The organism is Streptomyces sp. NRRL F-2664, assembly GCF_000719345.1.
GTDB lineage: Bacteria > Actinomycetota > Actinomycetes > Streptomycetales > Streptomycetaceae > Streptomyces.
The window spans coordinates 19,371-40,176 of record NZ_JOFX01000004.1 but is presented as its reverse complement, the minus strand read 5'-3'; the positions used below and the strand labels follow the sequence as shown (position 1 = coordinate 40,176).

19 protein-coding genes are annotated in these 20,806 nt (G+C 72.8%); 11 read left to right on the top strand and 8 right to left on the bottom strand.

Annotated elements, in window-relative coordinates:
• Positions 1-140: 140 nt before the first annotated feature.
• Entirely contained in the window at positions 141-1,790 is a 1,650-nt protein-coding gene (locus IF89_RS0106060) for a protein kinase domain-containing protein (RefSeq protein ID WP_030762292.1), read from the bottom strand.
• Positions 1,791-2,053: 263 nt separating this feature from the next.
• Here IF89_RS0106060 and IF89_RS0106055 point away from each other — a divergent pair, with 263 nt between their 5' ends.
• Entirely contained in the window at positions 2,054-3,610 is a 1,557-nt protein-coding gene (locus tag IF89_RS0106055) for a protein kinase domain-containing protein (RefSeq protein ID WP_234327673.1), read from the top strand.
• A 262-nt stretch (positions 3,611-3,872) separates the two neighbouring features.
• Here the strand turns inward: IF89_RS0106055 and IF89_RS0106050 are convergent, their stop codons facing one another.
• On the bottom strand, positions 3,873-4,532 hold the full coding sequence (locus tag IF89_RS0106050) for a response regulator (protein WP_030762289.1): 660 nt from the start codon (positions 4,530-4,532) through the stop codon (positions 3,873-3,875).
• A gap of 326 nt (positions 4,533-4,858) precedes the next feature.
• Here IF89_RS0106050 and pdhA point away from each other — a divergent pair, with 326 nt between their 5' ends.
• From pdhA to IF89_RS40650, 5 genes are all read left to right on the top strand, one after another.
• Entirely contained in the window at positions 4,859-6,067 is a 1,209-nt protein-coding gene (gene pdhA, locus IF89_RS0106045) for a pyruvate dehydrogenase (acetyl-transferring) E1 component subunit alpha (protein WP_030762287.1), read from the top strand.
• On the top strand, positions 6,067-7,047 hold the full coding sequence (locus IF89_RS0106040) for an alpha-ketoacid dehydrogenase subunit beta (protein ID WP_030762285.1): 981 nt from the start codon (positions 6,067-6,069) through the stop codon (positions 7,045-7,047). Before pdhA ends, IF89_RS0106040 begins: the two co-directional genes overlap by 1 nt.
• 13 nt (positions 7,048-7,060) lie before the next feature.
• Complete coding sequence (locus IF89_RS0106035; protein ID WP_030762284.1) at positions 7,061-8,479, top strand: dihydrolipoamide acetyltransferase family protein; 1,419 nt, start codon at positions 7,061-7,063, stop codon at positions 8,477-8,479.
• 112 nt (positions 8,480-8,591) lie between these two features.
• A complete protein-coding gene (locus tag IF89_RS0106030) occupies positions 8,592-9,527 on the top strand; it encodes a GNAT family N-acetyltransferase (RefSeq protein WP_030762282.1) in 936 nt (311 codons plus the stop codon).
• Positions 9,528-9,582: 55 nt separating this feature from the next.
• Entirely contained in the window at positions 9,583-10,347 is a 765-nt protein-coding gene (locus tag IF89_RS40650) for a hypothetical protein (RefSeq protein ID WP_051806840.1), read from the top strand.
• Between the two features lie 19 nt (positions 10,348-10,366).
• On the opposite strand, the gene IF89_RS0106020 is transcribed toward IF89_RS40650, so the two are convergent.
• Both IF89_RS0106020 and IF89_RS0106015 read right to left on the bottom strand, forming a co-directional pair.
• Positions 10,367-10,783: a PPOX class F420-dependent oxidoreductase gene (locus tag IF89_RS0106020; RefSeq protein WP_030762277.1), complete on the bottom strand. Its 417-nt coding sequence runs from the start codon at positions 10,781-10,783 to the stop codon at positions 10,367-10,369.
• 74 nt (positions 10,784-10,857) lie between these two features.
• Positions 10,858-12,063 (bottom strand): DUF1266 domain-containing protein, encoded by a 1,206-nt coding sequence (locus IF89_RS0106015; RefSeq protein WP_030762274.1) that lies wholly within the window; start codon positions 12,061-12,063, stop codon positions 10,858-10,860.
• Positions 12,064-12,311: 248 nt separating this feature from the next.
• Here IF89_RS0106015 and IF89_RS0106010 point away from each other — a divergent pair, with 248 nt between their 5' ends.
• A complete protein-coding gene (locus tag IF89_RS0106010) occupies positions 12,312-14,216 on the top strand; it encodes a C1 family peptidase (protein WP_043193139.1) in 1,905 nt (634 codons plus the stop codon).
• Positions 14,217-14,231: 15 nt separating this feature from the next.
• Entirely contained in the window at positions 14,232-14,564 is a 333-nt protein-coding gene (locus IF89_RS0106005) for a hypothetical protein (protein ID WP_158717816.1), read from the top strand.
• On the opposite strand, the gene IF89_RS0106000 is transcribed toward IF89_RS0106005, so the two are convergent.
• The gene (locus tag IF89_RS0106000) at positions 14,527-15,726 is read right to left on the bottom strand and encodes a DUF418 domain-containing protein (protein WP_030762266.1); all 1,200 of its coding nucleotides are present in this window, start codon (positions 15,724-15,726) and stop codon (positions 14,527-14,529) included. The two genes, IF89_RS0106005 and IF89_RS0106000, sit on opposite strands and share 38 nt — an antisense overlap.
• A gap of 198 nt (positions 15,727-15,924) precedes the next feature.
• Between IF89_RS0106000 and IF89_RS0105995 the strand changes: the two genes are divergently transcribed.
• A complete protein-coding gene (locus IF89_RS0105995; protein WP_030762263.1) occupies positions 15,925-16,575 on the top strand; it encodes a GntR family transcriptional regulator in 651 nt (216 codons plus the stop codon).
• Positions 16,572-17,978, top strand: a complete 1,407-nt coding sequence (locus tag IF89_RS0105990) for an MFS transporter (RefSeq protein ID WP_234327672.1) — start codon at positions 16,572-16,574, stop codon at positions 17,976-17,978. Before IF89_RS0105995 ends, IF89_RS0105990 begins: the two co-directional genes overlap by 4 nt.
• A 35-nt stretch (positions 17,979-18,013) precedes the next feature.
• Here the strand turns inward: IF89_RS0105990 and IF89_RS0105985 are convergent, their stop codons facing one another.
• A complete protein-coding gene (locus IF89_RS0105985; protein ID WP_030762259.1) occupies positions 18,014-18,844 on the bottom strand; it encodes a maleylpyruvate isomerase family mycothiol-dependent enzyme in 831 nt (276 codons plus the stop codon).
• A 163-nt stretch (positions 18,845-19,007) separates the two neighbouring features.
• Here IF89_RS0105985 and IF89_RS0105980 point away from each other — a divergent pair, with 163 nt between their 5' ends.
• Positions 19,008-19,787 (top strand): carbon-nitrogen family hydrolase, encoded by a 780-nt coding sequence (locus tag IF89_RS0105980; RefSeq protein ID WP_030762257.1) that lies wholly within the window; start codon positions 19,008-19,010, stop codon positions 19,785-19,787.
• Between the two features lie 3 nt (positions 19,788-19,790).
• Here IF89_RS0105980 and IF89_RS37745 read toward each other — a convergent pair whose 3' ends face one another.
• Together IF89_RS37745 and IF89_RS0105970 are read right to left on the bottom strand one after the other, a co-directional pair.
• Positions 19,791-20,159 (bottom strand): hypothetical protein, encoded by a 369-nt coding sequence (locus IF89_RS37745; RefSeq protein ID WP_051806839.1) that lies wholly within the window; start codon positions 20,157-20,159, stop codon positions 19,791-19,793.
• A gap of 139 nt (positions 20,160-20,298) precedes the next feature.
• Positions 20,299-20,802: an LURP-one-related/scramblase family protein gene (locus tag IF89_RS0105970; protein WP_030762250.1), complete on the bottom strand. Its 504-nt coding sequence runs from the start codon at positions 20,800-20,802 to the stop codon at positions 20,299-20,301.
• Positions 20,803-20,806 lie beyond the last annotated feature (4 nt).

Genomic DNA, 20,806 nt, shown 5'->3' with positions numbered 1-20,806 from the left:
GCCCCTCCCGTCCCGAGCGACCGGTGTGCTCGCTGGAGTCAGCGATATGCGCTCAGATTTACATAGTGGGGCAAAGGCGGCATCCCGGACGCTCCATCAGGGTCCGGGACGCCGGTGTGTCGTGAGGCCGCGCGGGCCGGCTACTCGGGATTGCCGGTGGACACGGTGAGCGTGTACTCCGTGCCCTCCTTGTTGATCTTCTCTCCGGCGGCCGGGGACTGGCTCAGCACGGTGTCCTTGCCGTACACCGCCTCGTCCTTCGGGACGATCGTGTACTTGCCGCCCGAGGCCTGGATGCACGCCTTCACCGACAGCAGGTTCTTGTACTTCAGGTCCGGAGCCGAGTACTTGCCGGCCTCGCTGTAGTGCTTCGTGGGCTCCGAGCACTTCTTCGGGTCGATCGTGCGCGTGACGTCGGGGCCCTTGAACCCCGCCTTCGCGGACGCCGACGTGGAGGCGCCCGGGTCGGCCGTGGTGCCCTTGTCCTTGTCGTCCCCGTTCATCGAGATCGCCGCGATCAGGCCGCCGATCGCCAGCAGCGCCACCGCGACCGCACCCACGACCACCGGTGTGTTCCGCTTGCCGCCGCCCGAGCCGGACGTGCCCGCGCCGGTCGGCGAGATCGTGTACGGGGGCGGGGTCGGCGGCGCGTACTGCTGCTGCGGGGACGTGTGCGGGTAGGCGTAGCCACCTTGCGCGTGCTGCTGCGGGGCCGGAGTCGGCGCGTAGGGGGCCGGCGTCGGCGTGTGCGGCGCCTGGTACGGCTGCTGCAGCGACTGCGGCGGGGCCTGGAAGCCGGAGTCCACCGGCGGGAACACGGCCGAGGACACCCCGGCGCCACTGCTCAGCGGGCCCTGGCCCTGCACGATGACCGGAGCCCCGGTCTGCCCCGAGCCCAGCACCCGCGCGACCTCGTCGCCCATGGCCGCGGCCGTGGGGAAACGCTCGTTGGGGTTCTTCTTCAGCGCCCGCGCCACCAGCGCGTCCATCGCCGGGGTCACCGACCGGTTGATGGAGGACGGGGCGACCGGCTCCTCCTGGACGTGCGCGTAGGCGATGGCCAGCGGCGAGTCCGCGTCGAAGGGGATCCGGCCCGTCAGCAGCTGGAAGAGCATGATGCCGACCGAGTACAGGTCGGAGCGGGCGTCGACGCCGCGCCCCAGGGCCTGCTCGGGCGAGAGGTACTGCGGGGTGCCGACGACCATGCCGGTCTGCGTCATCGAGGTGACCCCCGACTGCATGGCACGGGCGATGCCGAAGTCCATCACCTTGACCACGCCGCGCTTGTTGACCATCACGTTGCCGGGCTTGATGTCGCGGTGGACGAGCCCCATCTCGTGGCTGGTCTCCAGGGCGGCCAGCACATCGGCCGTCACCTTCAGCGCCTTGTCGGCCGGCATGGCCCCGTACTGCTGGATGTCCGCTTCGAGCACCGAGCCGAGCGGCTTGCCCTCCACGTACTCCATGACGATGTAGGGCATCACCGCGCCGTCCCCGGAGCGGCTGCCGCCGAACGTCACTTCGCCCTCGCCGGTGTCGAAGACCGAGACGATGTTCGTGTGCGACAGTTTCGCTACAGCCTGGGCCTCGCGGCGGAACCGCTCGCGGAACGACTGTTCCCGGCCGAGGTCGCTGTGGAGGGTCTTGATGGCGACCTGCCGGTCGAGCGCCGAATCGTAGGCCAGGTACACGGAGGCCATGCCGCCGGCTCCCAGCAAGTCCCGCAGCTGGTAACGGCCACCGGCCAGAGAGCCGCCCGCGTACTGGCCCTGAGTGCCGTCCTGGCTCATGACTGTTGCTTCCCCTCGGCATGTGTCCCCGCGCCCCTGGCGTGGCGCACGTGGCGCCCAGTCTGCCCCAGGGCAAGCACACGTCAAGCCAGGTGCCCGTTCCGTGACCACACGTGCACACGGTGGCCTTGTCCGAACGGTGACCGGTTCGGAGGCTGTAGCGTTCACCGGAGCACCAATAAAGAGGACTACCGCGAAGCGGCGGCCGAGAGAGACGACGGCGAGGACTGATGGCACCCGAACCCGAGGGAAACGGCGCCGGGATGACCGACGGTCCTGAGCACTGGGGCGACGGCGGCCTGGTGGGCGACGGCCGTTACCGGCTGACGCATCGGCTGGGCCGCGGCGGCATGGCGGAGGTGTTCGCGGCCGAGGACGTGCGCCTGGGCCGCACGGTCGCGGTGAAGCTGCTGCGCGCCGACCTCGCCGAGGACCCGGTGTCCAAGGCCCGCTTCACCCGGGAAGCACAGTCCGTCGCCGGCCTCAACCACCACGCCGTCGTGGCCGTGTACGACTCGGGCGAGGACCGGGTCGGCCCGAACACCGTCCCGTACATCGTGATGGAGCTGGTCGAGGGCCGCACCATCCGCGACCTGCTGATCAGCGCCGAGGCCCCGGGCCCCGAGCAGGCGCTCATCATCGTCTCCGGCGTGCTCGAAGCCCTCGCGTACTCGCACCAGCACGGCATCGTCCACCGCGACATCAAGCCCGCCAACGTCATCATCACCGACGCCGGCGCGGTCAAGGTGATGGACTTCGGCATCGCCCGCGCCCTGCACGGCGGGCAGGCGACGATGACCCAGACCGGCATGGTCATGGGCACCCCGCAGTACCTGTCGCCCGAACAGGCCCTCGGCAAGGCCGTCGACCACCGCTCCGACCTGTACGCGACGGGCTGCCTGCTCTACGAACTCCTCGCCCTGCGGCCCCCGTTCACCGGCGAGACCCCGCTCTCCGTGGTCTACCAGCACGTGCAGGACGCCCCCGTCCCGCCCTCGCAGCTGCCGGAGGGCCACCACATCCCGCAGGAGCTCGACGGCCTCGTCATGCGCTCCCTCGCCAAAGATCCGGACGACCGGTTCCAGAGTGCCGAGGAGATGCGCGGGCTGGTCCAGTACGCGCTGCAGATGCTGCACGACCAGGGGCCGAACACCGGTACCTGGAACACCGGCCCGGTCGCCATGGCGCTGCCGCACGGCCGCGGCGGCGCCGCGGCCACCACGGCCATGCCCGTGAACGGGACCGGCGGCGGGCAGCGGTACGCCTCCAACGCCTCCACCTCGCAGTTCCAGCAGCCCATGGTGCCGTCGTTGAACCCGGACGACGGCACGGCCTTCCCCGGCGGCGGCCAGGGCGGCCACAGCGGCGGCTACGAGGGCTACGACGACCGGGGCGGCAACGGCAGCCGGTGGAAGATGTGGCTGTTCGCGGTGCTCGCCATCGTCGCGATCGCGGGTGGCGTGGCCTACGCCGTCAGCAACGTGGGTGGCGGCAAGGGCGGTCAGAAGCAGGACCCGGGCACCAGCCAGACGTCCCCCTCCGCCAAGCCGAGTGCGTCCGACTCGCCGGACCCCACGCAGACGCGCCCCACGACGGACAACACCCCGTCGCACAACGACGACACCCCGGTGCAGCCGACGGGGCGCACCCGGTCACAGACCGTCAGCCAGTCGCCCACGGCGACCGCGACCCAGTCGCCGACCGCGACCGCGACGAAGAGCGCGACGGCGACCGCGACGGCCACCCCGACCAAGAGCGCCCCGGTCACCGTCGCGCCGACCAAGTCCCAGCCCCCGCCGGGACCGGACAGCGCGGAGTGAGCACGGGACGGGCCCGGCGGAATCGAATTCCGCCGGGCCCGTTCCGTACGACGGCCGGTCGGAGGAGGAAATGCGGGCCCGGACCGAAACGTTCCCGTTCTGCCGCGGTGGGCTCGACGATCTGCGCCGTTCCGGTGAACTGCACCGATCGGAAGCGGACCTCGGGGGAATGGAACTGGTCGGCCCCGGACAGAGGGGCCGGCCCGACGTGCGGGGACGTCGGTCAGGCAGCAGACGCCCCGCCCGTGGAACGGCGGCGCCGCTAGCGCTTCTCCGCCTGGAGGCGGGCCACGTAGGCCGCGGCCTGCGAGCGGCGCTCCATGCCCAGCTTGGACAGCAGGCTGGAGACGTAGTTCTTGATCGTCTTCTCGGCCAGGTGCAGGCGCTCACCGATGACGCGGTTGGTCAGGCCCTCGCCGATCAGGTCGAGGATCTTGCGTTCCTGCTCGGTGAGGTGGGCGAGGCGGGCGTCGCCCTTGCCGCCCTTGCCGTCGCGCAGCCGCTCCAGGACGCGGGCGGTGGCCACCGGGTCCAGCAGCGACCGGCCGGCGGCGACGTCGCGCACGGCGCTGAGCAGCTCGTTCCCGCGGATGGCCTTGAGGACATAGCCCGAGGCACCGGCCATGATCGCGTCGAAGAGGGCCTCGTCGTCGGCGAACGAGGTGAGCATCAGGCATTTGACGTCCTCGTTCCGCGAGCGCACCTCGCGGCACACCTCCACACCGCTGCCGTCCGGCAGGCGCACGTCGAGGACGGCCACGTCGGGACGGGTGGCGGGAATGCGGACCAGCGCGTCGGCAGCGGTACCGGCCTCGCCGACGATCTCGATGTCCGCTTCGACCGACAGCAGCTCATGGACGCCCCGGCGGACCACTTCGTGGTCGTCCAGGAGGAATACCTTGATTTTTCCCTCTTCGCGCACGAAGTCAGTTTCACACACTCACCCCTTCCCTGTCGGAGTTACCCGGGATAACGTGCCGTTGTTCCCGGCCCCTGCAAGGCTGTGACCAGTGGTTGTTCCCGCCTCTGCGCATTTACTTGGAAATCCAAGCAAAAACGCAGGTCAAACGGGGTTTCGCAGATATGCGGCGCACTGGGTAACGTGCATCGCGCAGGGCACTCGCCGGGACGCCTGTCACGCCTGAATCCCGTACGCGACGCGCACCCACCCCGTGCGCTCGTTACGGATGCAGGTGAGCCGCACTGGACCCCGGAGAACCCGGGTGCCGGACCGACGGAGGAGCACAAGTGACCGTGGAGAGCACTGCCGCGCGCAAGCCGCGACGCAGCAGCGGCACCAAGCGGGCGGCAGGTGCGGCGAGCGCCGCCAAGCCCGCCGCTGCCACCGCGCAGACGCAGGACGCTGAACCTCAGCTCGTACAGCTGCTGACGCCCCAAGGGGAACGGGTCGACAACGCGGAGAACGCGGAGTTCGCATCCTTCGTCGCAGACATCACCACCGAGGACCTGCGCGGCCTGTACCGCGACATGGTCATGACCCGCCGCTTCGACGGCGAGGCCACCGCCCTGCAGCGTCAGGGCGAGCTGGGCCTGTGGGCCTCGCTCCTCGGCCAGGAGGCTGCGCAGATCGGCTCCGGCCGGGCGCTGAACGACGCGGACTACGTCTTCCCGACCTACCGCGAGCACGGCGTGGCCTGGTGCCGCGGGGTCGACCCGACCAACCTGCTCGGCATGTTCCGCGGCGTGAACCACGGCGGCTGGGACCCCAACCTCAACAACTTCCATCTCTACACGATCGTCATCGGCTCGCAGACGCTCCACGCGACCGGTTACGCGATGGGCGTGGCCAAGGACGGCGCCGACGCCGCCGTGATCGCCTATTTCGGCGACGGCGCGTCCAGCCAGGGCGACGTGATGGAGGCCTTCAACTTCTCCGCGGTCTACAACTCTCCCGTGGTGTTCTTCTGCCAGAACAACCAGTGGGCGATCTCCGAGCCGACCGAGCGCCAGATGCGCGTGCCGCTCTACCAGCGCGCACAGGGCTTCGGCTTCCCCGGCGTCCGCGTGGACGGCAACGACGTCCTGGCCTGCCTGGCCGTCACCCGCTGGGCCCTGGACCGGGCGCGCCGCGGCGAGGGCCCGACCCTGGTCGAGGCCTTCACGTACCGCATGGGGGCGCACACCACCTCCGACGACCCGACGAAGTACCGGCGGGACGAGGAGCGGGCGGCCTGGGAGTCCAAGGACCCGATCCAGCGCCTGAAGGCCCACCTGCTGGCCACGGGAGGCGCCGACGAGGCGTTCTTCGAGGAGCTGGAGGCCGAGAGCGAGGCCATGGGCAAGCGCGTGCGCGAGGCCGTGCGCGCCATGCCCGACCCGGACACCATGGCGATCTTCGAGAACGTCTACGCGGACGGGCACGCGCTCGTCGACGAGGAGCGCGCCCAGTTCGCCGCCTACCTCGCGTCCTTCGAGTCGGCCGAGGAGGGTCACTGATGGCTGTCGAGAAGATGTCGATCGCGAAAGCGCTCAACGAGTCGCTGCGCAAGGCCCTGGAGCAGGACCCGAAGGTCCTGATCATGGGCGAGGACGTCGGCAAGCTGGGCGGTGTCTTCCGGATCACCGACGGCCTGCAGAAGGACTTCGGCGAGGAGCGGGTCATCGACACCCCGCTCGCCGAGTCGGGCATCGTCGGCACCGCCATCGGCCTGGCCCTGCGCGGCTACCGGCCGGTCGTCGAGATCCAGTTCGACGGCTTCGTCTTCCCGGCGTACGACCAGATCGTCACGCAGCTCGCGAAGATGCACGCGCGGGCCCTGGGCAAGATCAAGCTGCCGGTCGTCGTGCGCATCCCGTACGGCGGCGCGATCGGCGCGGTCGAGCACCACTCGGAGTCCCCGGAGGCGCTCTTCGCGCACGTCGCGGGCCTGAAGGTGGTCTCCCCGTCGAACGCGAGCGACGCCTACTGGATGCTCCAGCAGGCGATCCTCAGCGACGACCCGGTGATCTTCTTCGAGCCGAAGCGCCGCTACTGGGACAAGGGCGAGGTCGACACCGAGGCCATCCCCGGCGAGCTGCACAGGTCGCGCGTGGTGCGCGAGGGCGCCGACCTCACCCTGGCCGCCTACGGCCCCATGGTGAAGGTCTGCCTGGAGGCGGCGGCCGCGGCCGCCGAGGAGGGCAAGTCGGTCGAGGTCCTGGACCTGCGCTCCATGTCCCCGGTCGACTTCGACGGAATCCAGACCTCGGTGGAGAAGACCCGCCGGCTCGTGGTCGTCCACGAGGCGCCGGTCTTCCTCGGCGTGGGCTCGGAGATCGCCGCCCGCATCACGGAGCGGTGCTTCTACCACCTGGAGGCGCCGGTGCTGCGCGTGGGCGGCTTCCACACCCCGTACCCGCCGGCCCGCCTGGAGGACGAGTACCTGCCGGGCCTGGACCGGGTGCTCGACGCCGTCGACCGCTCGCTGGCGTACTGAGGAGCCACGTTCCATGACCATCCGCGAATTCAAGATGCCCGATGTGGGCGAGGGCCTCACCGAGGCCGAGATCCTCAAGTGGTACGTCCAGCCCGGTGACACGGTCACCGACGGCCAGGTCGTCTGCGAGGTCGAGACGGCCAAGGCCGCCGTCGAGCTGCCGATCCCGTTCGACGGGACCGTGCACGCGCTCCTGTTCGAGGAGGGCACCACGGTCGACGTCGGCCAGGTGATCATCTCGGTGCAGACCGGCGAGGCCGGCGCCGGCGCCCCGGTGCAGACGGCGGCCGCACCCGTCGCCGAGGCCGCCGCGGCGGCCGCTCCGGCGGCCGGGGAGCCCGCCGCCGAAGCCCGCCAGCCCGTTCTGGTCGGCTACGGCGTCTCGACCGCCTCCACCAAGCGCCGCCCGCGCAAGGCGGCGGCCACGGCCGCGCAGAACGGCACGGCCGCGCCCGCCGCCCCGGCCGCGCCGGTGCTGCCCGCGGTCCCGGCGCAGCCGGCCGGTGAGCGTCCGCTGGCCAAGCCGCCGGTGCGCAAGCTCGCCAAGGACCTCGGCATCGACCTGGCTTCGGTGGTGGCCACCGGTGAGGGCGGCGTCGTGACCCGGGAGGACGTCCACGCGGCGGCCGCCGCGGCGATCGCCCCGCAGGCCGCGGCCGCGGCCCCCGCCGCCCCGGCGCAGGCTCCGTCGGCCGAGGCCGCCGTGCCCGCACCGACCGTCGAGTCGTCGGCCCGGGAGACCCGTATCCCGGTCAAGGGCGTCCGCAAGGTCACCGCCCAGGCCATGGTCGGCTCGGCCTTCACCGCGCCGCACGTCACCGAGTTCATCACGCTCGACGTCACGCGCACGATGAAGCTGGTCCAGGAGCTCAAGGACGACCCGGACCTCGCCGGTCTGCGGATCAACCCGCTGCTGCTGATCGCGAAGGCCGTCCTCGTGGCCATCCGCCGCAACCCGGACGTCAACGCGTCCTGGGACGAGGCGGCCCAGGAGATCGTGCTCAAGCACTACGTCAACCTGGGCATCGCGGCGGCCACCCCGCGCGGGCTGATCGTCCCGAACATCAAGGACGCCCACGCCAAGACCCTGGGCGAGCTGTCGGAGTCCCTGTCCTCGCTGGTCGCCACGGCCCGCGACGGCAAGACCTCCCCGGCGGACATGCAGAACGGCACGATCACCATCACCAACGTCGGCGTCTTCGGCGTCGACACCGGTACGCCCATCCTGAACCCGGGCGAGTCCGCGATCCTCGCGGTCGGAGCGATCAAGCTCCAGCCGTGGGTCCACAAGGGCAAGGTCAAGCCGCGCCAGGTCACCACCCTGGCCCTGTCGTTCGACCACCGCCTCATCGACGGCGAGCTCGGCTCGAAGTTCCTGGCCGACATCGCGGCGGTCCTGGAGCACCCGCGCCGGCTGATCACCTGGTCGTAGCCGGCACGCGTACGCAGCCGGCGGCCGGCCTCCCCCGCGGAGGCCGGCCGTCGGCCGTTGCGGGACCAGAATTGCCTGGTCCGGCCGACGGGTGGAGTGTGATCATCGCCGAATGCTCTTTCGCGCTGCCACCGCAGACCCCGCAGACCTGGACCGCGCCGCCGCCTACTCGGCCGACGGCCCCGTCCCCGCCCTGACCGCCGACAGGATCCGTGAGGAGTTGGAGGGGAACCGGTTCCGCCCCGAGTGGACCTGGTTCGCCGAGGACGGGGACGGCCGGGTCCTGGCCCGCGCCCTGTGGTGGGGCCGCGCCGACAGCGAGCAGCCCATCGCGCTGGACTGCCTGCAGGTCAGGGCCTCCGTGGCCGACCCGGCCGCCGTCGCCGCCGGGCTGCTCGCGGCCGGCCACGCCGCCTTCGGCGCGCTGCCGTCCTACAACATCTCCCTGCCCCGCGGCTGGCGCGAGGAGCCGGACCTCGCCGCGGCGGTCGCCTGGCGTCGGGAGGCCGCGTCCAGGACCGGCCTGACGCGCGAGATCGAACGCCTGCGCTACGAGTGGACGCCGACTGCCGGGACGCCGGCGCCCACCGGCCGGCTCGTCTTCCGCGACGGCACGGACGAGGAGTTCCTCGACGCGTTCGTCCGGCTGTCCGACGGCAGCCTCGACCTGCACACGCAGACGGAGCTCCAGTCGATGGACGCGCAACGACTGGCGCGCGAGGACGTCCAGTTCTACCTCGACTGCCCCGGCGAGCGCGCGTGGTGGCGCCTCGCCCACCTCCCGGACGGCAGGCTCGCCGGCCTGGCCATCCCCTCGGCGACCCCGTACCACCGCAACGTCGGCTACCTGGGCGTCGTACCGGAGCAGCGCGGCCACGGTCTTATCGACGAGATCCTCGCCGAGATCACCCGCTTCCACGCCTCCCAGGGCGCCGAGCGGATCACCGCGACCACGGACACCGTGAACCTGCCGATGGCCGCCGCGTTCGACCGCGCCGGCTACGACGTGACCGAGATCCGCCTCGTCCTGGAGGCCCCCGCCCGCTGATACGGGGCCGGCCCTTCCCCGCGAGGTAACCTGCCGCGCGGGGAAGGGGGTCGGGGTGTCCATCGCCGAGCTGCAGGTCTACTCCGTCGACGAGGCCGACGTCACGGGCGGCGTCTGCGTGGTCCGCTGCATCGGCGGGACGGCGCGCGCCGGCCAGGTCTACGCCGCCGGCGACGCCAGGCTGGGACTGCAGCGCATCGAGCGGAACGGACGGCCCGTCGGCTCCTTCGGCGCCGGGCACACCGCGACGGTGCACTTCACGGGCGCCATGGTCGCGCTGCTCTCCCCCGGGCAGGTGCTCACCTCCGTGCCGCCCGGCGGGCACGCGCTGCAGGACCTGGAGGCCTGGCTGGCCACCGACCCACCGCTGGGCGACGAACCCCACCCGCGGACCCTGCGCGTCCTGGCCGGCGTGCGGATGCGCGACGACCGGCTCCCCGACGCGGTCCGGCTGCGCTGGGGCCGGATCGCGCTGGCCGCCACCCGCCGCTGCGCCCGCGCCGAGGCAACGCCCGACCTGGCCGCCGCCCCCGAACTGGCCGTCGTACGGTTCTACTTGATCGAGCGGTTCGGGCCGGACCACGACGACGACCCGGCGGCCCTGTGCCGCGACCTGCTGGCGCTGATCGACCTGACCCCCGCCCAGGCGGCCGCCCAGGGCCGCGTCTGGCGCGACCTCCCCCACCACCGCATCGGCCATCTGCGCCGCATCAAGTCGGTGATCCCCTGGCTGACGGCGCTGCGCCCCCACCTCCCGGACCACGCCGTCCAGACGCGGGCGATCGATGCTTGGACGCAGGTCAGGGGCCTCCTCCCCTAGGAGGGGACGTACGACCGCCTCAGTCCTGGCGGGCGGCGTTGCCGAGGACCTTCGTCGGGGTGACGCGGACGACCACGCGGACGGCCTCGGGCGGGGCGTCCTGGTACTCCTTGCCGGCGCCCGGGCCCAGGTACTCCTCGGCGATGCGGACGGCCACCGCCCGGCCGACGTCCTCGGTGACGGTGGCGGTGCCGCGGATTTCCGCGTAGAGGAAGGGGTTGGCCAGGTCGAAGACGGTCAGGCCGACCCGGGCGTCGCGGGCGATGTTGCGCTCCTTGCGGCGGCCCTGCTCGGTGGAGATCAGCAGGTCGCCGCCGTCGCGGGTCACCCAGATCACGGAACTCTGCGGACTGCCGTCCGGGTTGATCGTCGACAGGACGGCGGGGTGCGGGGCGTCGAGCAGGCCCCGTACGGTCTCGTTCAGCTCAACAGTCATGAAACTGAGGCTAAGTGGCGTGCCGGGCCCGCCGCGGGCGCATTGCGGGCGGGGCCCCGACTACCCGATGTCGGTCACTTCCAAGGGATGTTGCGCCAGGGGCTCGCGGGGTCGGTGGTCAGCGTGACGTGGGCGGCGAGGGCGCCGGTGTACCAGGTGCCGAACTCCTCCTCGTCGAAGTGCAGGCACCGGCCGAGCACGTACCCGGCGGAGAACTCCTCCCACGAGCGGTACGTCAGGCGGGCCGACTCCCCGGCGCGCAGGACGGCCTTCTCCGCCTCGTGCAGGGTGCCGTAGCGGCAGCCGATGCCCCAGCGGGCCATCTGGGAGGCACGGCCGAGGTCCCAGGCCTCGACGGAGCGGACCCAGCCGTCCTCGGGGAGCAGGCCGTCGGCCCGGAAGCGCTGCTCGTAGCGGGCGATCCTGCCTATGAGGCGTCTGACGCCGGCTATCTCCCCCTCGACCTCGGCGGCCGGGCGCGGCCGGGCGACGGTGACCCCGTCGGGGGTGAGCTGCGGTTCGGCGGAGCGCTCGGCGTTGCGGCGCATGCTCGCCTCGGCGGCGTGCCGCCAGTGCTCCACGTCCACGGGTCCCGCGAAGTCGGAGGCGAGGACGCGGCGGACGCGCAGCGCGAACTCCCAGACCGGGCTGACGACCGAGGCGCTCAGGAGCTGCTCCAGCGTGGCGAGCCAGTCGGCGCGGTCGGTGATGCCCCAACTCTTCGCGACGCGGCGGCGCTCGTGCCGGTAGCCGCTGCCGTGGTAGGCGAGCGCGTTCCAGAACTCGCCGTTCGTGACGGCGAGATGCCCGCCTACGGCGAGGCCGTGCGCGATGTCCCCGTGCAGCGGCCCCCCGGTGAACAGGGCGTGGACCCTGCCCTCGGGCAGGCCGTAGCCGGGTGCGGCATCCGCGTGCGCGCGCCAGCGGGCCAGGTCGGCGGGGGTGGTGGTGAGGTAGGCCTCGGCGGGCGAGCCCGGGTTCACGGCGAGGAAGGCGGGGTCGTCGGCGGCCCACACCTTGGAGAACCAGCCCAGGCTGCGGGATTCGAAGACGGTCTCGGGCGTGGGCGCGGGCAGCATGCCCGCGGTGCGGACGACGAGCATCCGGTCAGGGGTGGCGTGGAAGAAGACCGAGTCGGGGTGCGCGTCGGCCTGTACGCGGGGCTGCGCCAGGTAGAGCTGGGCGCGCGCCAGCACGTCGAAGTACGCGGCCCAGTCGCCGGCCGTCTTGGCCTCGTACAGCTCTCTTTCGATGACGCTCGGCGCGATCCAGGTGCCCATACGGGGACCTTATACGCCGCACTTCCGGCTCGGACCGGCCCGTTCCCGCTCCCGCGGGCAGCGCAGTCCGCGGAGGCGGCAACCCCGTCGAGTGCGTTGCGGCGTAGGGCGGTTCGGCGTGTCCGGCGGGATGCAGGGCATGCCCCCCGTGTGCCGTCGTGCGACCGTGCGGACCCCCTTGACGGGGCCCGGCGGGAGAGGGACGCTCCCCGGTCTCGGATCCGAACGGTTGCAGCTGGGGGGCCGCCATGCCGCAGGAGTCTGTCCAGACGGCGGGGGAGTTGCGCGCGCAGCTCAGCGCGCGGGGGGCGCGCTGGTCGGTGCTGGAGCACCTGGCGGACGAGGAACCGGTGCCGCGTCCCTCGCTCGGCCTGGAGCCCGGGGCGAACCTGACGCCGGCCGCGGACGTCGGGCCGGTCGACCTGCGGGAGCTCGTCGGGCACGCGAGCGGCAATCCGCACCTGACCCGGCGCCGCGCCGCCCACGGCCTGCTGGGCGGGGGCGAGTCCGCCGGCGCGGCCCGTCCCGCGGCCCGTCCCACCGCCGTGGACTGGCGCCACCGCTGGGGCCGGCCGTGGATCACCAAGGTCAAGGACCAGAACCCGTGCGGTTCCTGCTGGGCCTTCGGCGCCGCCGGCCTGGTCGAGTCCATGACCCGCATCGAGCACGCCGTATGGGCGGAGCGGTCCGAGGGCGACGTCCACGACGGGCTGCGCTGCAGCTGCGGGCAGGGCAGCAACCCGGAGACGGCCCTCGACTGGATCGCGGCCAACGGCGGTCTCGCCGACCCGGACTGCTGGCCGTACAGCACCCCGCCCGCCGGGCTGCCGGCCGCCCGCCGCGACGCCTGGCGCGCCGAGTACACACCGAGCTGGGACCGCTGCGGCCGTACCGTGCGCATCCCCGGCCACGTCCGGCTCGGCGACGTCGAGCAGCAGAAGGTGTGGCTGGACACCGTCGGCCCGCTCACCGCCTGCTTCGACGTCTACGACGACTTCTTCGGCCTCGGCTCCGGGGTCTACCACCGCACCAGCGACCGGCTCGCGGGCGGCCACTGCGTCCTGCTCGTCGGCTACGACGACGCTGCGGGCTGCTGGCTGTTCAAAAACTCCTGGGGCACGGGCTACCACGTCGGCGGGTACGGCCGGATCGCCTACGGCGAGGTCGACATCGACCACTGGGCCAAGTGCGGGCTGCACGGCACCAATCCCGACCCGTGGACCAAGCGGCGCCTGCACACCGGCAACGTCTACGAGAGCGGCAACGGCCGCGCCCACCGCAACTTCGAGCTGCTCGCCACCACCGCGGGCGGCCGCCTCCAGCACTGGTGGCGGGAGGGCGACGCGCCGTTCGCGTGGGCGCGCGCCGACGCGTTCGCGAACGACGCGTCCGGCCAGCCCGCCTTCACCGGCACCACCTACAACCGCAACATGGAGTCCCTGCACGTGACCACGGGCGGCCGGCTGCGCCACTGGTACTACGAGCAGTCCGCCGGCGTGTGGCGCGACGGCGGGGTCTTCGGCCCCGGGGACGCGGCCGTCGGCTCCACCCCGGCGTTCATCCAGAGCGACTACGGCAAGCCCGGCAACTTCGAGGTGGTCGTCCGCACCGCCGACGGCCGGCTCAACCACTGGTGGCGGATCAACGGCGCCCCCTGGACCTGGAACGACGGCGGCCGCTTCGCCTCCGGCGTCGCCCACTACGGCCCCGCCCTCCTCCAGACCCGCTCGCGCCACCTGGACCTCGTCGCCACCCGCAGCGACGGCCGCATGCAGCTGTGGTGGCGCGACGACCCCGACGGCTTCGCCTGGCACGCCGGCGAGGTGTTCGGCAGCGGTACGCCCGCCACCTCCGCGCCCTGCCTGATCGAGGGCCAGTACGGGGCCGCCGACGAGGACACCGCCGGGAACTACGAGCTGTGCGTGGGGGTCGCCGGCGGCCGGGTCGAGCACTGGTGGCGCGGCAACGCGGGCGGCTCCCCCTGGCGGCGCAGCGCGGTCTTCGGGCACGACGTCGCCGCGGTCACCGGGATGCTCCAGGGCAGCTTCGGGTTCAACCTGGAAGTCGTCGTCCTGCGCACCGACCGCCGCCTCCAGCACTACTGGCGCGACGGCGCGGGCTGGCACGAAGGGCCGGTGATCGGCCCCGTCTGAGAGGACGCAGTGGGCGTGGAGGTACGCAGGGTCGTCCTGAGCCCCGGTGAGCCGTACGAGCTGCGGCTCACCGGGCGGGGCGCGCGCGGGTACGTGTGGACCTGGCAGGTGACGGGGGACGCGGACGCGGTGTCGGTGACGCCGGGGCCGGCAGTGGCGCAGGCCGTGCCGCCCGGGGCAGCCGTGGCGCTGGTCCACGTCGTGCGGGCCCGGCCGCCGGGCGGGCGCCGGGCCAGGATCCGCTTCGCGCAGGTCCGGCCGCCCTACCCGGACGAGGCCCCCTACGACGAGTTCGTGTTGGACGTGGAGGTCAGGCCGGGGGCCGGCGGCGCGGACGGCGCGGGCTGAGTGCCGCGTGCTGCAGGGCCTCCAGCGGGCCGCGGTCGAAGCGGCGGAGCCACAGGTGCGATCCGGCCGCCAGGACCAGGCTCACGCCCGCCCACAGGCCCATCACCCACCAGGGCCAGCTGCCGCCGAGCCGGTCGGCCAGACCCAGCCCGATGCCGTAGCAGGCCAGCATGCACAGCACGTTCTGGCCCACGTAGCAGGACAGGGCGGCGCGGCCCACGCTGCCGAGGGCGCGGGCGGCGGCTCCCCGGATCCACAGCCGGTCCAGGGCGGTGCCGATCAGGCCGATGTAGCCGAGGGCGAGCAGCGGCGCGGCCGCGTAGCGGCCCAGGACGAAGAAGTCGGGGCCGCCGAGGGCGGTCGCCGCGTTCAGCGGGAGTCCGAGGCCCAGTCCCCAGGCGGTCAACCGGGTCCGCAGGCGCCGGCCGTCCGCAGTGGCCGTGAAGGCGCCGGTGCGGTGGAGCCGTACCCCGAGGAGGAAGAGGAAGACCAGCAGTCCGAAGGAGAAGACGGGCTCGATGCGCAGGGCCGCGGCGTTCTCCAGCCGGAAGGCGATCTGCGCCGGCCAGCTCCCGTGGGCGTACAGGTCGACGGCGGCCGGGTCCAAGGTCTCCGGCGGGCCGTCCGGCTCGCCGGTCGCGGCCCGGCTCACCAGCGCGACCAGCGTCAGGTGCACCGCGCCGGCCGTCCACAGGGCCACCCGCCGCACCCGCTCCGAACGGGCCAGCAGCCGGGCGACCAGCAGGGCGGTCACCGCGTACCCCATCAGCACGTCCCAGGCGAAGACGAGGACGAAGTGGACGGTGCCCTCGACGAAGAGGAAGGCGGCGCGCTTCGGGTAGCGGCCGGGCCACCGCTCGCCGCGGCGGGCGGCGGAGTCGTACTGGATGGCCAGGCCCACCCCGAAGAGGACCGTGAGCAGGGCGAGGAACTTGCCGTCCGCGAGGAAGCGGAAGACGGCCTCGGCGATGTTCGCCGCGGACGGGTCGGCGAGCGGGTCGGGCGCGCCCAGCCCGCCCAGGAGCACGCTCCGCTCCGAGCCGGGGGAGGCGAAGATCCAGACGTTGGTCATCAGCGTGCCGAGGACGGCGGCTCCGCGCAGGACGTCCAGCAGCGGGAGCCGGGCGGTCGTGCTGAGGACCGGGGCAAGGGTGTCGGCCATGACTCCAGGCTCCCGGCGAGCCGGCCCCGCCACGTCCTGCAGGCGGACGAAGCCGCGGTACATCCTTCGGTGCAGCCCGGCCCGGACGAGGTCGCAGACGCCCTCGCACCGGATCCTGCCCGGGGCGGGTTTCGTCGCCCCGGTCCACATCCCGGACGGGCCCGGAGCGTGCCCCCTTGTTGTATCTATGCTGTGTGCATGCCCGCCGCCACCGCTGCCGCGACCGCCGCCGACCGCGTCTACCGGCATGTGAAGCACGGTGTGCTCGACCGGCGCTACGAAGGCGGCAGGCTCCTCACCGAAGGCGAACTCGCCGAGGCGGTGGGCGTGTCCCGGACCCCGGTGCGCGAGGCGCTGCTGCGCCTGGAGACCGAGGGGCTGCTGAGGCTGTACCCGAAGAAGGGCGCCCTGGTCCTGCCGGTCTCCGCGCAGGAGATCAACGACGTCCTCGAAACCCGGCTGCTGGTCGAGGAGTTCACCGTACGCAGGGCCGTGCCGGCACCCCCCGGCCTGCTGGAGCGGCTCGAAGCGCTGCTCGGCGAACAGCGCCGGCACGCCGCCGCGGGCGACCTCGCCGCGGTGATGGCGGCGGACCGGGGCTTCCACGCCGAGATCGTGCGCAGCGCCGGGAACCAGATCCTGTGCCGGCTCTACGACCAACTGCGCGACCGGCAGCTGCGGATGGGCGTGGCGCTGCTGCACGCCCACCCCGACCGGCTGGAGCGGACGCTGGCCGAGCACGCCGAAATCCTGGACGCGCTGCGGGCCGGGGACGCCGAGGCGGCCGCCGCGGCGGTGCGCGGGCACATCGGCCGGGTCGAGTCGCTCGTGCGCGGACCGGGCCTGTGAGCGCCGGGCCGGCGGGCACGGGGCAGGCGGGCGCGGGGCCGGTGGCGGACCCGCCGGGCGGGGGTGCAGCCGTCGCCGTCTGGTGCATCGGCGTCGCCGTCTACTTCGTCGCCGTGATCTTCCGCACCAGCCTGGGCGTCGCGGGCCTCGAAGCGGCCGACCGCTTCCACGTGGGCGCCTCCGCCCTGGCCACCTTCTCCCTGCTCCAGCTCCTCGTGTACGCGGGCATGCAGGTCCCCGTCGGCCTGATGGTGGACCGGCTCGGCACCAAGAAGGTGCTGACGCTCGGCGCGGTGCTCTTCACCGCCGGGCAGCTCGGCTTCGCGCTGTCCCCCTCCTACGAGACGGCCCTCGCCGCCCGGGCGCTGCTCGGCTGCGGCGACGCGATGACCTTCATCTCCGTGCTGCGGCTCGGCACCCGCTGGTTCCCGGCCCGGCGCGGGCCGTTGACGGCCCAGCTGGCCGGGCTGGTCGGCATGGCGGGCAACCTCGTCTCCACGCTCGTCCTCGCGCCCGTCCTGCACGGGGTCGGCTGGACCGCGGCCTTCGCGGGCAGTGCGGCGGCCGGGCTGGCCGTGCTCGTGCCGCTGGTGCTGTTCCTGCGCGACCACCCGGAGGGGCACGGGCCGCCGCAGGCCGCGCCGGCCGGCGGGGCGGGCTTCGTACGGCGCCAGATCAGAGAGTCCTGGAGCGAGCCCGGCACCCGCCTCGGCCTGTGGGTGCACTTCACCACGCAGTTCCCGGCGATGGTGTTCCTGCTGCTGTGGGGCATGCCCTTCCTGATCGAGGCGCAGGGGCTGACACGGAGCACCGCGGGCGGCCTGCTGACCCTGGTCGTCGCCTCGAACATGGTCCTCGGGCTGGTCTACGGCCAGATCATCGCCCGCCGGCAGTCCTCCCGGATACCGCTCGCGCTGGGCACGGTCGCACTCACGGCCCTGCTGTGGGGCGCGGTCCTGGCCCACCCCGGCGGGCACGCGCCGATGTGGCTGCTGGTCACCCTGTGCGTGGTGCTGGGCGGCTGCGGACCCGCGTCGATGATCGGCTTCGACTTCGCCCGCCCCGCCAACCCGGCCGAACGGCAGGGCACCGCCTCCGGGATCACCAACATGGGCGGTTTCATCGCCTCGATGACGACGCTGCTGACGGTGGGCGTCCTGCTGGACGCCACCGGCGACGACTATCGCATCGCCTTCTCGACGGTCTTCGTGCTCCAGGCGCTCGGCGTCACCCGGATCCTGCGCCTGCGCCGGAGCGCACTGGCCCGCGAGGCCACCCGCGGCCGGGCCGCCGCCCCCGCGCAGGCACCCGTACCGGCGTCTGCACCGGTACCGGCCCCCGCGCAGGCACTGGCCCGGGCATCCGGCCCGGAGACGGAACCGCGGCGGCACTCCACCGCCTGAGCGCGGCCCGGGCCACAGGGCCACGGGCCCCGCGATCAGGGGGTCACGGAGAACTGCGTCAGGATGGCCTCCGCCAGCTGTGCGTCGCCCTCCACCTTCACCCGGTCGGCGACCGTGTGCGCCCGCACCCGGCCGGCCGCGAGGCGTACGTACGTCTCCCAGTCCATGGTCAACGTCACCGCAGGGCCCAGCGACGGGGACTTGTCCACCGTGCCCCGGCCGTCCGCGTCCACCCGTACCGTCCGCATGAACTCCAGCTGCCCGTGCACGTCGATCACGACGGCCGAGTTCGCGGGCGCTCCCGCCCGCTTCGCCACCACCTTCGGCAGCCCGGACAGCAGGACGTCCCGCGCCACGTACGCACCCGGCGAGTCCCAGTTCCCCGGCGTCCCCAGCGCCCACCGCAGGTCCTGCTCGTGGATCCACACGTCGAACGCCCTCAGTCGCAGGGCCTGTTCGAGGGTCACCTGGTCGCCCAGCGGCCCCCGCACCATCGTGTCGGGATCCCGCTTCTCGTTGCGCAGCTGCCGCGCGCGGCGGATGACGGTGTACTCCAGCTCCGAGGTCATCTCCGGCGCCGTGTGGTGGCGCCGCACGTCGACCTGCACCTCCATGTACCGGCTGAACTCGTCCACCACGTGCCGCAGGTCCCGCGCCACCGTGTGGATCGGCCGCGGGTCACCGAGCTGCTCGCACTCGATGCCGATGATGTGGGAGACGACGTCGCGGACCGACCAGCCGGGGCACGGCGTCGCCCGGTTCCACTCGCCCTCCGTCAAGGGCAGGACCAGCTCGGATATCGCCTCGATCGAGTGCGTCCACGCGTCGGCATAGGGCTGAAGGGTGGGATGCGGATGGACGGTCAACGGGACCCCTCGCGGTGCTGTTCAGTGGCGTCGTTCAGTGGCGCGTTTCGGAAGCGGTGGACTCAGTTTCCAAAACTACGCTGCCGGTGAGCACCCCGGCAGTGCTTTCGTGTGACGATTCGTAGGCCCGAGTTGACGGCTTGAACGCCAGGACGGTGGTAGTGTGCGCGCCTCGCTGATCCAAATCGCAGTGAACGAGGGCGAGTCGGTGTCTTCCCGGCGCGCCCGAGCGGCCGATCTCGTACGGGACCAGGACGAGTCCGATCTCGTCGTGCTGCCCGAGCTGTGGACGGTCGGCGCGTTCGCCTACGAGCAGTTCGAGACCGAGGCCGAACCGCTGGACGGCCCGACCTACGAGGCCATGGCCGAGGCGGCACGCGACGCCGGGGTCTGGCTGCACGCCGGCTCGGTCGTGGAGCGCGCGGGCGACGGCTCCCTCTACAACACCGCTCTCGTGCTCTCCCCGTCCGGCGAGCTCGCCGCCAGCTACCGCAAGATCCACCGCTTCGGCTTCGACCAGGGCGAGGCGGTCCTCATGTCCGCCGGCGACTCCCTGACCACGGTGGAGCTGCCGGAGCAGACCCTCGGCATCGCCACCTGCTACGACCTGCGCTTCCCGGAGCTGTTCCGGGGCCTGGTCGACGCCGGCGCGACCACCATGGTCGTCGCCGCCGGCTGGCCCGCCCGCCGCCGCTCGCACTGGACGCTGCTGAACCGGGCGCGGGCCGTCGAGGACCAGTCGTACGTCCTGGCGTGCGCGCTGGCCGGCACCCACGCGGGCGTCGAGCAGGCGGGACACAGCATCGTCGTGGACCCCTGGGGCGAGGTTCTCGCGGAGGCCGGCCCGGGCGAGGAGGTCCTGACGGTGGACCTGGACCCGGCCAAGGTCCCCGACACCCGCGCGCAGTTCCCGGCCCTGAAGGACCGCCGCCTGGGCCGCTGACGATCAGCCGGTCAGGACCAGGGACCAGACCCCGAGGCCGGCGGGAACGGGGCACGCCAGCGCGCCGAGGAACAGCATCCGCGTGGACGCGGCCATCGCGCGGACGCCGGACGTGCGGGCCAGGGCCGTGAGCGCGGCGGCTCCCGCCGGGATCAGCAGGAGCAGCAGGACCGGACCGGCCGCGGGCCGGCCCGCCGCGGCGGTCCAGAGCAGCGCGACGCAGGCAAGGCCGCCCACCCAGGAAATCGACAGGGCCGTGACCGCCCACAGCAGCGCCGCGAGCACGACGACGGCGGGGCGGTCCCTGCGGACCCGGACCGGCGCGGACGGCTGCCACGGACCGTGGAGGGCGGCGTGGGTGCTGGGGTTCACCGGGAGTTCCTTCCGTGCTGGGCGGGACGACCACGATCCTCGCCCCCGCCCCGGGGCCCGCGCATGAGCACCGGTGCTCACCCCGCCGCCCGGCACGTACTCAATCCCGCTCGGCCCCCGCCGGCCCGGCTCGGTCCGTTCAGTCCGCGACGGCGTCCTCCCGCTCCTTCTCGGCCATCCGGATCACGCACACCGCCACCGCGACCAGCAGCGCCGCGTCCGCGTCCTCCCGGACGACGTCCACCGCGTACGTCTCCCGCACCCGGTACCACTGGCGGGAGACCAGCGCGAGCAGCTCCCCGTCGTACTCGACCTTGAACTCCCGGTCCAGGATCCGTCCGCTGACATCGAGCTCCGTACCCTCCACCAGCGTCACGCGGAAGTGGTTGCGCAGGAGCGAGAACCGCTTGCGGCGGATCACCGCGAGCCGCCGCTCCTCCCGCTCCAGGGTCATCGCGTCGCGGAAACCGAGGAGCTTCTCCCGCAGGGTGATCAGGATGCGGCCGTCCGGATCCTTCAGCTCCAGCGTGTCCCGGAAGCGCAGCGCCTTCCCGTCGACGAGAAAGGCGTGCCGCCCGTCCTCGTCCTCGATCCAGTAGTCGTCCCCGATGGCCAGCATTTTGTCCCGAACGAGGTATTTCATGCGC